A 13,807-nucleotide genomic window follows, 5' to 3' on the forward strand; every position below is an offset into this window, starting at 1 on the left:
ATAGGGCGAATTCGGGAAAATCAGGCAGAGAAGATGCGGAGCCTGGTAGCTTAAAAAGGAGAAGAAAAGCATCTCTAATATGGGCAAAAAGTTACAGGCCGGATGATTAAGAAGTCATTTTAGGGCTAGTGGGATTAGTGCGCCCTTTTTTAGGATTTAAAAAAAGAGAGATACCATTATCCTTGCTAAAGAACTGAATGATAATGTTTAAAAAAAATTATTTATAATATTTTTAGCAATTTTCATTCTGAAAAAGGGTACATCGCAAAAAGCATATTTTAAAGAGCTGTACTTGAAAGCTTCAACTCGCCGGGACTTGCTTCAAGGTTTATCGGAATCGTCGATGATAAAAATAATACTGAGAGAAGAATAAGGATGATAAAAATGGCAGAGTTTTTCCAGGGCAAAAAAAGAATGTTCTTAGTGACCGGGGCCCTTAGTCTGGTTGTACTTTGTGGATTATTATTAACAAATCCTCTGACAAAACAAGTTTCTGTTGAGATAGGGGACTATACAATGCAAATTCCTTCTGAATGGAAAATAACAGTTGGTGAAGCTGAACTGATCTTTGAGAAAAACAACATTCCTATTGGCGGAGTACAAATTGTAGGTTATGAACCCGACCAACCGCTCTTTTTGCCCAATCACTCAGAAACAAAGTGGCAAGAGAAAATTGAAGGATTATTCACAAAAGCGGTTTTAGTAAATCTTGATTTAACGCAACCTGCGGCATCTGGAGATACCTCTGTTAAGAACGAGAACCATTTGTATTTATTATTTCCAAATATAAAAATTGCTTATGACATATATGCACACACCAGGTATGTGATCAAGTCCGAACTTGTCAAAATAGCCAAAAGCTTTAAAAAGAGAGAAGAAACCCGAAAGCCGAAATCAATCGATAAAGCTGTAAGCATTGCAATTAAAAATCGAGGGAAGAATGGTTATCTTGAGGGAGAAGTAGCGACAGAAGGACATTTAATTCTTGATACCGAGGAAAGAAATGGCAAAATAATAGTATACACGATTTCAAGTTTTGGATATTTTGGCTTTGAAAACGGAATTTTTACCAAGATTAGCGGTAGTGGCGCCATTCCTACGGTTATTTCTTTTTCAAAAAACGAAAAGGGTGAAAGGCTAAGGTGACCGATTTCAACATTCCTGGTCTTCGGCGCTGATATTACCTACACCATCGGTAAAGACCCCGTCATTATGGATAGTAATTAACCCTTTGGCGTCCAGCTCGCTTAGGACTTCAAAAAGGTTGTCCCGTTTTTCAGCAGGGAGTTCGCGTATAAATGTGTTGATTTCGTGGGGCGAAACATTGGCGGTAAAATGAACACCGCCATGTCTGGCAAACAGGTCTCTGCGCATTGATTTCACCTCCGGTCAATTCAAAAATAGCATGGCCTGAAGGTAAGAAAGTTATACGTAACAATCTTTACCATTGCCCAGATGTTCAGGACCAGAATAGAGCGGGCTGATTACTCTCGGTTTTGCTGCCGGGAGTTTTTTATTGCCTGAAAAACGCTGACAATTGCCCCTGTGGGTGACCATCTTGTAGCCCACAGGGGCGACCAGCGGCTGTTTTGGATGATTAGACCAGTTTTACGGCACCACGAGGACAGAATTTAACGCACTCACCGCAGCCAGCACAGAGGTGAGTGTTTACTTGAGGTACCCCGGCCTTAAAAAACCATTTTTTCTCCTGGGTAATAGCTCCAAAGGGACAGGCCTTGCGAGCCGGGCAAGAAGGGGAACGGTCACATTTGCTGGCATCAATAAAGGCTTTCCTTTTATTTTTTTTCATGTTGAAATAACCTTCTTTCACTATATTTAATTACTTTATTCTATTATCTTATTTCTATTTTAGCAATTGTCAACGAATTTTTCACTATCATTATTCATAAATTTTTCTATAGATAATTTATGCCAAAATAATCTAAGGCGAAAGAAAAATTAATTTTAATAGTAGACAGACGTGCAAATATGTGTTAAATTTTAATTGAGGATACTTGTTAGCATTTTCACTTTCCGGGGGAAATGCCTTGGGTAAAATTTGAAAGGGGGATGTAAAATGCCTGCAGTCAGCGAAAAAGTGGAGCGAGAACTGAAAAGAATTTTCGGGGAAAACGGCTATCGAGTTGACCGGATTGAACGAAAGCTGTATTCCTACGATGTTGGTGCAATTCCGAAGTTGATCAAGCCGTTTCTTCCTACCGGTATCGCTGGTGCTGTGGTGAGACCCAAAAGTGAAACAGAAGTTGTGGAACTGGTAAAACTGGCCCGGCAGGAACGCCTGCAACTGGTTCCAAGGGGAGCCGCCACATCCGGCTTTGGCGGAGTATTGCCAGGTGAAGGTGCGGTGGTGGTGGACCTGACTGCAATGAACCGGATTTTGGAGATAGACACCGGCAAAAAAGCAGTCCGCGTCCAGCCGGGGGTTATCTGGCAGACCCTGCAGAAGGAAATCAACAAACAGGGGCTTGATTTGCGAATTTACCCCACATCTCTACCGGCTTCTACGGTTGGGGGCTGGTTGGCCCAGGGTGGTTCAGGCTTTGGTTCCTATGAATACGGCCCGATCAGAGATAACATAACTTCGGCCCGGGTGGTGCTGCCCACCGGTGAAGTCCGCACCTTTACCGGTAGGGAACTGGGTGACTATATTGCCGATGCAGAGGGGATTACCGGGATTATAACCGAAGTTACTGTTCTGCTCCGGGATCTTGAGCCGGAGGTGCATAGGGCAATCGCTTTCCGGGATGCCCGTTCAGCGGGTCAATTCTTGCAGGCAGTTTCTGCCCGCAAGCTGCAGGTCTGGTCATTAACTTTGCTTAATCCTGAATCTATTCGTTTGAAGAAAAAGCTGCCTCACCGGCATGGCCATCCCTATGAGGAAGCCAATCCGCATATCGAGCCGGAGCTGCCGGAAGCCTATATTGCAATGGTTGCTTATCCAGAGTCCCGGCGTGGGATTATTGACCAGGAATTAACTCAAATCATCAAGGCCAACAAGGGTGAAGAGCTAAGTCGGGAAGCAACTGAACATGAGTGGGAACAGCGGTTTTCGCCGATGAAGCTGAAGAGGATCGGCCCGTCAATTATCCCCACCGAGGCTTTGGTTCCCTTTGCTAGCTTTGCGGATGTAATGGAGGAAATTGACCGGAAGATCAAACATCCCTTTATTCTGGAGGGGATGGCGACTGCTGGTGATAAGATTGTCCTTCTGGGCTTCATTCCCCACGATGAACGGAAATTCGCTTTTAACCTGGCTTTTGGTCTGGCGTTGTCTGTAATCGAAATCGCCAAAAAGCACGGCGGTTCGGTCTACGCTACCGGCTTGTTCTTCCGCCATGAAGCCCGGAATGTACTGGGGAGCGAACGTTACCAGGCTCTGGTAAACTTCAAGAAAAAGATCGATCCGCAGGGGATTATGAATCCCAATAAAGTTATTGGTTCCGGGGCAATTAATACTTTGATGAGTATTGCTTCTACATTTGAACCTCTGGTCAGGGTAGTAGCCAACGCTGCCAGAGTCAACTTCGGGGATGGGGCCGATCGGACCAAAGAGATCAACGGTATTCCTGGCAGTGTCGCCTTTTTTGCCACAGCCTGTGCCCGCTGCGGTTACTGTGTTCCTACTTGTGAGCAGTTTCTGGGCCGGGGGTGGGAATCCCATTCGCCCCGCGGAAAATATGCCTTTATCCGGGAGGTACTGGCAGGACGGGAGAAATTTACCCAGGAGATGGTAGACAGGTTCCTGCTGTGTACCACCTGTGAACTTTGTAATATTCGTTGCCAGCTTAACCTGCCGGTAGAGCATAACTGGATGGAAATGCGAGGCAAGCTGGTTCACGAAGAAAAACGGATGACTTTCCCACCTTTCGAGATGATGGCTGCCTCCTTGCGGGGTGAGAAAAACATCTGGGCCGGCAAAAGGGAACATCGTGCAGATTGGCTCCCGGCTGATATCAAAGCTAAGATCAAAGATAAAGCCGAAATCATGTATTTTGCCGGATGTACGGCCTCTTATGTCAACACCGATGTGGCTGAAGCGACCGTTCGCCTGCTGGACAAAGCAGGGATTGAATTCACCTATATGGGGACAGACGAGGCCTGTTGCGGGATTCCCATGAAAGTCTCCGGTAAATGGGATGTTTTCGAAGAAATCTTCCGGCACAATGTCGCTGAAGCCAGGAAGCGCGGTGTCAAGACGGTAGTTACTTCCTGCCCGGCCTGTGCCCTGGTTTGGAAAGAGCTTTATCCTAATCTGGCTGCTGAACTGGGTGTTCCATATGAATTTGAAGTGAAGCATTACTCGGAGGTTGCTGCCGAGGCCCTGGCAGCCGGCAAACTTAAATTCGATCATGAAGTCAAGGCCCGGGTGGCATTTCACGATTCCTGCCATATGGGGCGGGCGCAGGGGGTTTATGAGCCTCCACGGCAATTAATCCAGGCCATACCTGGAGTCGAACTGGTGGAAATGGAGCACAACCGGGAAAACGGTTATTGCTGTGGTTCGGTGTTAACTCTGATCGGTGAAATGCCGGTAGCGCCAAAACTGGGTGGGATGCGGATCCAGGAAGCCATTGACGTTAACGCAGATGCTTTGCTGGCCCTATGCCCATGCTGCCAGGTTCAATTGCGGAACTCGGCCAAACAAAACCAGATGGATATTGCTATAACCGACCTGGCTCGCTTTGTGGCCAAAGGATTGGGATACGAGATCGAGGACAAAACCGGGGTTTCGCTGGAAGCCTGGGGTATATTTGAGAAGTTCATCATCCTGATGTATCCGGAAAACATGGCCAAGCTCATGGCCTCTTTGTTCCCGCAGATGTTTGCCAATATGCCGCCCGGTATGGTTCCGATGATGAAGCTAATGAAATTGATTCCAGGCGGATTGTCCTTAATGGCCAGGATGATGCCGGTAATGATGCCATTGCTGGTGCCTGGCGTCATGCCCAAGGTCATGCCGGATATGATCAAGGAGGTAGCCCGGAGAGTAGGGCCTTTGCCAAAAGATATGGAAGAACTGATGCCGGATTTGCTGCCGAAGACCATGGAAGCACTGATGCCGAATATTCTGCCGCAAATCGTGCCCTATGTAACCCCCATGATGATCGAATACATCAAGACCGGACAAATTCCCGATACCAGGATGTGTCTCGAATTGAGCGGGTTGCTTAAAGATCCTAAGGGATGTATGGAAGCGGCAAAAAGTCATAAAGCTTAAGAATAACTAAACAACCCTGCGGTTTTACTTGACTGCAGGGTTATTTTTTTATGCGTATAGACAGCATAGGGCCCTTTTGTTACTGGCTGCAGGGGATAAATATTGAAAAAGTACTGCCCTGGCCGGGGGCGCTTTTTACTTGAATTTTGCCTCCCCATAGTTCTACCAGCTGGTAAGTGAGCATTAAGCCAAGACCATGACCATCGGGTTTGGTTGTGAAAAATGGGGTTCCCAGCTGGGCCAGGGTTTCTTCTGTCATTCCAAAACCGGTATCGCTAACTTTAACTTCGATCAGGTTGGCGTCTGGTAGCCATTGACTGGATATTTTCAGTTCGCCTCCAGCGGGCATGCTTTCCAGGGCGTTCTGGATAAGATTGAGGAAAACCTGTTTAACTTGTTCCGGGACCAATTCCACCAGGGGCAAGTTGTCTGCCAGTTCCCGCTGCAGGATGACTTTTTGCTGGAAGGCTCTGGGTTCGCAGAACATGAGTAAATCTTGCAGCAAGCTATTTAAATTGACAGATTCCTTTTTAACAGATTTGCTGATGTAAAGGAATTCGTTGATGATCCGTTCAATCCGTTCCACCTCATTAATTATCAGATGCAAATATTTGGGATTGATTTGATTGGTACTAGCATTTTGCTGGCTAAAAATTTGTAAAAAGCCTTTGATTGTAGTCAGGGGATTGCGGATTTCATGGGCCATACCGGCAGCCAGCTGACCAGCTGTTTTAAACTTTTCTGAGCGGATCAATTCTTTTTCCCGTTCTTCTAGTTGCCATACCATCTGATTAAAGGCCCGATTCAGCTTTCCGATTTCATCATCGGATTCCACTGGAAGAGGTTCAGGTTTTTTCCCTTCCCCATAAGCGGCAATGGCCGTCAACAGTTTAGTTAAAGGCTGGCCGAGAGAATGGGCTAGATATAAAGAAAAAAACAGAGAGACACAAAGAACAACGGCAAATAAGCTAACCAGGTCGCGAGTCAATTTATCCAGGGGGGCATAGAGAACCTGTTCTGGAATGGTAACCCCTACGACCCAGGCCCGGGTATTTGAGGAAAAAGGTTTGACCAGAGCGAAGGCTGCAACAGCCCTGTCCCGGGGCAGATTGATCAGCTTTTTTTCCCTGGCTGCTGTTAAAATCGTGTTTAACTGTAACTGGTGCTCAGTGAGAAAATTATCCTTGAGAATTTTTTGTCGGTCAGGATGGGCAATGAATTCACCTTTTTGGTTAATAATAAAGGCATAACCAGCCTGGCCAAAAGTCTGCTGGCGGCTGCTAAAAGCATCGACCATTTGCCATAAATTAGCAAGGTGAACTGAGGGGGAAACAACACCGACGATCTGGTTCTGGCTCTTTACAGGGGCGGCTAAAACAAGCAATGGACGTTGGACAATGGGAGAATAATAGATATCAGAAAAATAGTACTGACCCTGTAAAGCAGGCTTAAACCAGGGTCTGCTGCTGACATCTTTACCTTCAGCAGAGATATTGGAGTCAGCCAGGACTTGACCTGCAGGATTTACATAAATGGCACCGTCGTACTGGGGATAACTTTCATTAAAGTCTTGCAAGTACTTACGCAGGATGTACGGGCTGGAGGTCCAGGGGACGGACAGAGTCATGAATTTCAAGTCAGTCAAGCGCTCATTTATAAATTGATAAGTGCTTTCTGCCAGGTTGTTAGCCATAATCACCAGATGGTATTCCAGTTGTTGTTTTAAGGCTTCCCGCTCGGCTCGCCAGGAAAAATAAAAGAAAAAGGCAAAAGGAACAATGGTAATAATCAAAAACAATAATAGAATCCGCAGACGAAAATTTAGACGCATTTACTGGCTCCTCTCTGTTGATATTGAAGAGTGGCGAAGAAATTCCTGGTATTCTAAACCCCATTCATACATCTTGTTCAGCACCTCGAGAAACCGCTGACCCATATCTGTTAAAGAATATTCAACCCTGGGCGGCACAACCGGATAGACATGGCGATGTACGAGCTGATCCCGCTCTAACTCCCGCAGCTGCTGGGTAAGGTAGCCCTGACGGATACTGGGTAAAGCCCGCAATAACTCATTAAAGCGTTTGGGCCCATCCTTTAACATCCAGATAATCACAAGCTTCCATTTGCCGGCAACAATATTCTGGGCAATGGCAACCGGGCATTTAAGTTCCAGGAGTTCCTGGCGTATATCCATTTTACTTCCTCCTATTTACAGTACGTTTTTTTGTACTATGTACAAAAAATTATCGTACTTGTTAATTTCTCACCGTTTGATATTATTATAATGCAGCTGAAACAGTTCAGCAATAAATTAGCGGTCATTTCCGATTTTTCCGGAAATCCGCCGCGGCGGATCAAATTTTAGATTTTTCCCCCAAACCACTAACCAATCCTGTTTGCTTACGTCTTAATTAATGAAAAAGCAAACAGGAGGCGATGGAGATGTCCAAAACTTTTACTCTGGAAGAACTAAAAAAATACAATGGCTTAAAAGGCCAGCCTGCCTATGTGGCTTATAAAGGGCGCGTTTATGATGTGAGCCAGGTGTTTCAAAACGGCGAACATGCTGGCGTGAAGGCAGGAACTGATCTAACAGAGCTTTTGGCTAAAAGTCCCCATGATGAATCAATTTTTAGCAAAGTTCCGCAAGTGGGGACATTGCAGGTTAAGAGCAGCTGTTGCCAGAAATTGCTGGCAGTTAGTGAGCAAAGGGCTGATTTGTTGTTACGCATAGGTTTGGGGACAGTCTTTTTTGCCCACGGGGCCCAGAAACTGCTGGGCTGGTTTGGCGGCTTTGGCTGGTCTGGCACGATGGGCTTTTTAACCCAGGCGCTGGGTATCCCGGCCTTTTTTGCCGGGCTGGCGATTCTGACGGAGTTTTTTGGCGGACTGGCCATTTTGCTGGGGCTGTTTACCCGCCTGGCTGGCCTGGGATTGGCCATTACGATGCTGGTGGCAATGTTTAAGGTTCACTGGGCCAATGGTTTCTTCCTGGACCTGAAAGGGCCAGCTGATGGGATTGAATACGTATTCGTGCTATTCTGGCTGGCAGCTTATTTTGCGGTAAAAGGAGCAGGCAGGATTTCCCTGGATCACCTGCTTGCCCGGAGATCTAAATAAGAAGCCCCTCAGCGGGCTTTTTTCTACTGGTAGGAGGTGAAGGAGATGTCGGTACTTCAGCCCCATGTCCGGGAAAATGATTTGTCCTTTGAAGAAGTTATTGCTGCCAATGAAAAAAAGATTTTGAACCTGCTCTATGGGATGACCGGGGACTATCATCTGGCCCAGGATCTGGCCCAGGAGACTTTTTTACGGGCCTTTAAAGCCTTTCACACCTTTGCCGGTAAAGCAGCAGTATCCACCTGGCTTTATCGCATTGCCGTGAACGTAGCTTTAGACTACCAGCGCAAAGGATTTGTTCGCAGTGAACAGCCGGTGGAGCAAATTGCTGAAGTTAGAGGGGAAGATACCTGTGCTCAGGATCCCGATAAATCATGTCAAAAAAGGGCAATCAGGGACATTCTCTTTGCCTCCATTGCCAGGCTGCCGGAACAGCAACGGGAAGTTTATATTTTGAGAGAAATTAATGGTTGTTCCACCAAAGAAGTGGCTGAAATTCTGGGGTGCTCATCAGCTATGGTGAAATGGCGACTTTACAAGGCCCGCCTGGCCTTAAAGAAAATTTTACAGCAGGAACATAGCTATAAAAAAGCCGGGGTATTTCGGCTGAGCAGTCATGGTATAGAATAAAACCTGAATCCGCTTTCGCAAGAGAGCGGATTTTTTCTTGACAAAAAGTCAAAAAAGGGATATATTTAAACAGTCTAAACATTAGATTGTCTAAACAAGTGAGGGATGCCGATGAATGAACGGGAATTTGAGGATTATTTAGAGCGCTGGCAGGCGGCATTTGGCCGGATCATGCGGAATTTTGGCAATCGGCTGGCCGCCGAGGAGCCTGATTTGACCGGGCCCCAGTTTTTTCTCCTGAACCTCCTGGACCAGCAGGGACAAGCCACCGTCAGCCAGCTGGCAGAGGCTTTGCATGTCAAGCCCAGTTCAGTTACAGTCATGCTGGATCGTCTGGAAAATAACGGCCTGATTGTCCGTTCCCGTGAAACCCGGGATCGCCGGGTAGTCTTGATAAGTTTGTCGGAGGCGGGAAAGGATAAACTGGCTGAGGCCAGACGAAAACGGCGGCTGGTTCTGAAGGGCTATTTGGAAAAACTGGATCAAGAGGAAAGGGAAGTTTTGCTTACCATTCTGGAAAAGATGGCCAAAATTGAGGAGTGATTTTAGTGCAAACACAGGAATGGGCTACCACTATTACGGCTGAAGAGGGCATGGAAAAACGGGGTCTATTGATTTTTGGGTTACTGGTAGCGATGTTGTTTTCCGCTCTTGATAATACCATCGTGGGGACAGCCATGCCGCGAATAGTGGGGGAACTGGGCGGTCTGGGCATGATGACCTGGTTGACTACTGCCTATATGCTCAGTTCCACTGCGGTTGTGCCTATCGCCGGTAAACTGGCGGATTTGCTGGGGCGTAAGTCGGTATATGTTGCCGGGTTGTTGCTGTTTATGTTTGGCTCTGCTCTCTGTGGGCTGGCCCAGAGTATGGAACAACTCATTATCTTTCGGGCTCTGCAGGGCATCGGCGGAGGAGTAATGATGCCGATGGCTATGGTAGTAATCGGGGATATTTTTACTGGGGCAGAACGGGCCAGGTGGCAGGGAGTTTTTGGGGCTGTTTTTGCCCTGTCTTCCATCATCGGGCCCCAGGTGGGGGGCTGGATTGTAGATGCCTGGAACTGGCGCTGGGTGTTTTACATTAATTTACCTACCGGGCTACTGGCTACTTTTTTAATCGCCACTGCTCTCAAAAACAAGCGTCTGGAACGACGGGTCCAAATTGATTACCGGGGGATGTTTACCCTGATCGCTGGAGTAGTGAGTCTATTGCTGGCTTTGAGCCTGGGTGGCAAGGAGTATCCCTGGCAGTCCTGGCAAATTCTTTCCCTGTTCGGTTTGGCGGCTTTGCTGCTCAGTGCTTTTATACTGGTAGAGACCCGTGTCAGTGAACCGGTCTTCCCCCTGCACCTTTTCCAGAACCGGGTCTTCATCCTGTTAAGTGGCATTGGCTTTTTAATGTCAATCGGTATGTTTGGAGCCATTATGTTTGTGCCCTTGTTCATGCAAGGGATAATCGGCATCAGCCCGTCTGAATCGGGAACGGTAATGATGCCCATGATGCTGGCCATGATGGCGGCTAGTATTATTGGTGGCCGGCTGGTTCAATTTTTGGGGCTAAGAAAACAGATGCTGCTGGGTATGTTAACCATGGTGGGAGGGTTCTGGCTGTTATCTACCATGGATATGAGTACCAGCAAGCAGCTGGCCATGGTGTATATGGGTGTTCTGGGGGTAGGAATAGGTCTGGTGATGCCATTGACGACTCTGGCCTTACAGGAATCCTTTAGCAAGCAGGAACTGGGAATCGTTACTTCCTCCAGCCAGTTTTTCCGGCAAATTGGCGGTACTTTTGGTATGACCATTCTGGGTGCGGTGATGAATTACCGTTCCAGCCATTTGCTGACTGAGAAAATGAAACCTTTTCTAATTCAGCTGCCGGCGCAGGCTCAATCCTGGGCCAGACAGTTGCAGGAACAGATCAGTCATAATGCCCAGGCCCTCTATTCTACCTTGCTAAACCCAGCTGCAATGCAAAAAATGCCTCTGGCCTTGCAACGGGTACTGGTACCCATTTTGAAAACTTCTCTTGTTGATACCTTGCAGCATGTTTTTCGCTATGGTATGGTGTTTGTCATCCTGGGAGCAGTGTTAACCCTGTTTCTGGGGGAAATTCAATTGACACAGGGACGCAAGTCGCAGGTTTAACCTGCGGCTTTTCTTTTTGTTTGACATTTTTTTGCTAAATGCATATAATCATAACAGGATATATGAATAAGTGTTCAAACAATCAAATGAAAACAGGGGGTGAGAGGATGGAGCGCTGTGATTGTACCATTATCCATGAGGAGGTCGTAAAACAGGTAAAGGAAAAAATGCCGGCGGAAGAGCAGTTATATGACCTGGCGGAGCTGTTCAAGGTGTTTGGTGATACTACCAGAATCAAAATTCTGTATGCCCTGTTTGCGGCAGAAATGTGTGTCTGTGATATTGCAGCCTTGCTTAATATGTCTCAATCGGCCATTTCCCACCAACTCCGGGTATTGAAACAGGCACGGCTGGTCAAAAACCGCAAGGAAGGAAAGATAGTTTATTATTCCTTGGATGATGAACATATTAAACAGATTTTTGATCAGGGTTTCCTGCATATTACTGAAAAATAATGGCAAGAAGGGATAAAGATGAACAAAGGATTGCTAGCGAAACAGCATGCCCAAAAGGTCCTGCTGTTACAGGGCCTGTCCTGTGCCAATTGTGCTGCTAAAATCGAGGAAAAGGTGCGTAACCTGGATGGGGTGAGGGCAGCCACTCTGGATTTTGTTGCCCAGAGATTAACGATCGAGGTGGAGAACCAGGAGGAAACAGACCGGATTGTGACTGAAGCTGCGCGGATTGCACAGCAGATAGAGGCGGGACTGGAAGTCAGGGAAGAAGAGAAAGGATTACCAGAGGAGCAACTCCTGACAGCAGTAAAAAAAGGGGAATTGTTGCGTTTAGGAATAGGAGCGCTGGTTTACCTGCTGGCCCTGGTTTTGAAAATGCCGACAGGGCTGGAATTGCTGCTGTTCTTGCTGGCCTATGGCCTGGTGGGTGGGGAAATAGTACTCAAGGCTATGAAAAATATCGGCAGGGGGCAGGTGTTTGATGAAAATTTCCTCATGACCATTGCAACTCTGGGCGCTTTTGCCCTGCGGGAATATCCGGAAGCGGTAGCGGTGATGCTTTTTTACCAGGTGGGTGAGCTTTTGCAGGATATGGCTGTACAGCGTTCCCGCCGTTCCATTCAGGCGGTGCTGGCTATCCGTCCTGACTCGGCCAATTTGTTGCTGGGGCAGGAAGTAAAAAGGGTGAAGCCGGAGGAGGTGCCGGTGGGAGCTTTCATTCTGGTAAAAGCAGGGGAAAAAATACCCTTGGACGGGAGAATAGTGCTAGGCTCCTCAACGGTGGATACTTCGGCTTTAACCGGGGAAGCTTTGCCACGTACGGTACGGGAAGGAGATGAAGTGCTGGCGGGATTTATTAATCAGAATGGGCTGTTGACCATTGAAGTAACCAGGGCCTATGAGGAATCCGCTGTAGCCCGTATCCTAGAGCTGGTGCAATCTGCTGCTACCCAGAAAGCGCCGACGGAAAACTTTATTACCACTTTTGCCCGCTATTATACCCCGGCGGTGGTGCTGGCGGCTGCAGCAATAGCCTTGATTCCACCTTTGACCTTTTCGACAGCGGGTTTTTCCCTCTGGCTTTACCGGGCCCTGGTCTTTCTGGTTGTCTCCTGCCCCTGTGCCCTGGTGGTTTCCATTCCCCTCGGTTTCTTTGGAGGTCTGGGAGCGGCAGCCCGCCGGGGGATCCTGGTCAAGGGGGGCAATTATCTGGAAGCCCTGAGTAAACTGGAAGCAGTAGTATTTGACAAAACCGGGACCCTGACTCAGGGGGTTTTTCAGGTGGTAGAGGTAGTACCGGCGGGAAAGTGGCCCAGAGAAGAGATACTGGCCTATGCGGCACTGGCGGAGAGTTTTTCTAATCATCCCCTGGCCCGTTCAGTGCTGGCAGCCTGGGGACAGCCGGTAGAGCAGGTTCTGGTCAGCGAGTATGAAGAAATCAGCGGCCAGGGTGTGAAGGCTGTGGTCCAGGGTACCAGGGTTATTGCTGGTAAACGGCAACTGCTGGAGACAGAAGGTATTGCCGTACCGGTAACAGAGGTGGAAGGCACGGTAATCTGGCTGGCCCTTGCCGGGGAATATGCCGGCTATATCCGGCTGGCAGACCAGCTGAAACCTGATGCAAAGCAAGCTATTAACAGTCTACGGCAGCTGGGCATCCGGCGGCTGGTGATGCTGACCGGGGATAGCCAGGCAGCGGCCCGGCAGGTAGCGGAACAGCTGGGTATTACTGAGGTTAAGGCGGAATTGTTGCCCCAGGACAAAGTAGTCTGGCTGGAAAAAATCGAACAGGAAAAAACTGCTCAAGAGAAAGTAGCTTTTGTGGGTGATGGCATCAATGATGCTCCTGTCTTGGCCCGGGCCGATATCGGAATCGCCATGGGGGGGCTGGGGGCAGATGCTGCCATTGAAGCTGCAGATGTGGTGCTGATGCGGGATGAACCGGTACAGCTGGTAGAAGCCGTGCAGATAGCCCGCCGCACCAAACAAATTGTCTGGCAGAATATTGCCCTGGCTTTTGGGGTAAAAGGGATGGTACTTCTGTTAGGAGCCGGAGGACTGGCCACCATGTGGGAAGCGGTTTTCGCTGATGTAGGAGTGGCTCTGCTGGCTGTTTTAAATGCTCTGCGGATCTTGCAGAGCCAGAGACTACCGGATAGAGACCCTTGCTGACAATCTGCCTCCCTTTGTGTTATTATTATTGTGAAAGGGGA

The 13,807-nt window shown here is 47.9% G+C and carries 12 protein-coding genes; 8 read left to right on the top strand and 4 right to left on the bottom strand.

Translation table 11 applies throughout. From position 1 onward, the window contains the following. The first annotated feature begins 384 nt into the window (after positions 1-384). Complete coding sequence (locus B5D20_RS14100) at positions 385-1,146, top strand: hypothetical protein (protein ID WP_175577337.1); 762 nt, start codon at positions 385-387, stop codon at positions 1,144-1,146. A 6-nt stretch (positions 1,147-1,152) separates the two neighbouring features. Here the strand turns inward: B5D20_RS14100 and B5D20_RS08280 are convergent, their stop codons facing one another. Together B5D20_RS08280 and B5D20_RS08285 are read right to left on the bottom strand one after the other, a co-directional pair. Continuing rightward, entirely contained in the window at positions 1,153-1,374 is a 222-nt protein-coding gene (locus B5D20_RS08280) for a hypothetical protein (protein WP_078665766.1), read from the bottom strand. Positions 1,375-1,597: 223 nt separating this feature from the next. Beyond that, positions 1,598-1,810, bottom strand: coding sequence for a 4Fe-4S binding protein (locus B5D20_RS08285; protein ID WP_078665767.1), 213 nt, complete (start codon positions 1,808-1,810; stop codon positions 1,598-1,600). Positions 1,811-2,077: 267 nt separating this feature from the next. On the opposite strand from B5D20_RS08285, the gene B5D20_RS08290 reads away from it, so the two are divergent. Beyond that, positions 2,078-5,239, top strand: coding sequence for an FAD-binding and (Fe-S)-binding domain-containing protein (locus tag B5D20_RS08290; RefSeq protein WP_078665768.1), 3,162 nt, complete (start codon positions 2,078-2,080; stop codon positions 5,237-5,239). 79 nt (positions 5,240-5,318) lie between these two features. Here the strand turns inward: B5D20_RS08290 and B5D20_RS08295 are convergent, their stop codons facing one another. Together B5D20_RS08295 and B5D20_RS08300 are read right to left on the bottom strand one after the other, a co-directional pair. Continuing rightward, the gene (locus B5D20_RS08295; protein WP_078665769.1) at positions 5,319-7,070 is read right to left on the bottom strand and encodes an ATP-binding protein; all 1,752 of its coding nucleotides are present in this window, start codon (positions 7,068-7,070) and stop codon (positions 5,319-5,321) included. Beyond that, the gene (locus B5D20_RS08300) at positions 7,071-7,433 is read right to left on the bottom strand and encodes a winged helix-turn-helix transcriptional regulator (RefSeq protein ID WP_078665770.1); all 363 of its coding nucleotides are present in this window, start codon (positions 7,431-7,433) and stop codon (positions 7,071-7,073) included. It lies immediately after the preceding gene. 248 nt (positions 7,434-7,681) lie between these two features. On the opposite strand from B5D20_RS08300, the gene B5D20_RS14105 reads away from it, so the two are divergent. The 6 genes from B5D20_RS14105 to B5D20_RS08330 all read left to right on the top strand — a co-directional run bounded on the left by B5D20_RS14105 (position 7,682) and on the right by B5D20_RS08330 (position 13,766). After that, positions 7,682-8,359, top strand: coding sequence for a DoxX family membrane protein (locus tag B5D20_RS14105; protein WP_159071961.1), 678 nt, complete (start codon positions 7,682-7,684; stop codon positions 8,357-8,359). A 45-nt stretch (positions 8,360-8,404) separates the two neighbouring features. Then, positions 8,405-8,989 (top strand): RNA polymerase sigma factor, encoded by a 585-nt coding sequence (locus B5D20_RS08310; protein ID WP_078665772.1) that lies wholly within the window; start codon positions 8,405-8,407, stop codon positions 8,987-8,989. 111 nt (positions 8,990-9,100) lie between these two features. Further along, complete coding sequence (locus tag B5D20_RS08315) at positions 9,101-9,532, top strand: MarR family winged helix-turn-helix transcriptional regulator (RefSeq protein ID WP_159071960.1); 432 nt, start codon at positions 9,101-9,103, stop codon at positions 9,530-9,532. Between the two features lie 5 nt (positions 9,533-9,537). Then, positions 9,538-11,139 carry an MDR family MFS transporter gene (locus tag B5D20_RS08320; RefSeq protein WP_278308375.1) on the top strand — a complete coding sequence of 534 codons (1,602 nt, stop codon included), beginning with the start codon at positions 9,538-9,540 and terminating at the stop codon, positions 11,137-11,139. Positions 11,140-11,246: 107 nt separating this feature from the next. Next, entirely contained in the window at positions 11,247-11,594 is a 348-nt protein-coding gene (locus B5D20_RS08325) for an ArsR/SmtB family transcription factor (protein ID WP_143311978.1), read from the top strand. An 18-nt stretch (positions 11,595-11,612) separates the two neighbouring features. After that, positions 11,613-13,766, top strand: coding sequence for a heavy metal translocating P-type ATPase (locus B5D20_RS08330; RefSeq protein ID WP_078665775.1), 2,154 nt, complete (start codon positions 11,613-11,615; stop codon positions 13,764-13,766). Positions 13,767-13,807: the final 41 nt, after the last annotated feature.

It is taken from the genome of Carboxydocella sporoproducens DSM 16521 (assembly GCF_900167165.1).
Lineage (GTDB): Bacteria > Bacillota.

Bases quoted from the DNA above. Each gene is read 5' to 3' on its own strand.
- B5D20_RS08300 (WP_078665770.1), bottom strand. From the start codon at position 7,433: ATGGATATACGCCAGGAACTCCTGGAACTTAAATGCCCGGTTGCCATT.
- B5D20_RS08290 (WP_078665768.1), top strand. From the start codon at position 2,078: ATGCCTGCAGTCAGCGAAAAAGTGGAGCGAGAACTGAAAAGAATTTTC.
- B5D20_RS08315 (WP_159071960.1), top strand. From the start codon at position 9,101: ATGAATGAACGGGAATTTGAGGATTATTTAGAGCGCTGGCAGGCGGCA.
- B5D20_RS08295 (WP_078665769.1), bottom strand. From the start codon at position 7,070: ATGCGTCTAAATTTTCGTCTGCGGATTCTATTATTGTTTTTGATTATT.
- B5D20_RS08310 (WP_078665772.1), top strand. From the start codon at position 8,405: ATGTCGGTACTTCAGCCCCATGTCCGGGAAAATGATTTGTCCTTTGAA.
- B5D20_RS08285 (WP_078665767.1), bottom strand. From the start codon at position 1,810: ATGAAAAAAAATAAAAGGAAAGCCTTTATTGATGCCAGCAAATGTGAC.
- B5D20_RS14100 (WP_175577337.1), top strand. From the start codon at position 385: ATGGCAGAGTTTTTCCAGGGCAAAAAAAGAATGTTCTTAGTGACCGGG.
- B5D20_RS14105 (WP_159071961.1), top strand. From the start codon at position 7,682: ATGTCCAAAACTTTTACTCTGGAAGAACTAAAAAAATACAATGGCTTA.
- B5D20_RS08280 (WP_078665766.1), bottom strand. From the start codon at position 1,374: ATGCGCAGAGACCTGTTTGCCAGACATGGCGGTGTTCATTTTACCGCC.
- B5D20_RS08325 (WP_143311978.1), top strand. From the start codon at position 11,247: ATGGAGCGCTGTGATTGTACCATTATCCATGAGGAGGTCGTAAAACAG.
- B5D20_RS08330 (WP_078665775.1), top strand. From the start codon at position 11,613: ATGAACAAAGGATTGCTAGCGAAACAGCATGCCCAAAAGGTCCTGCTG.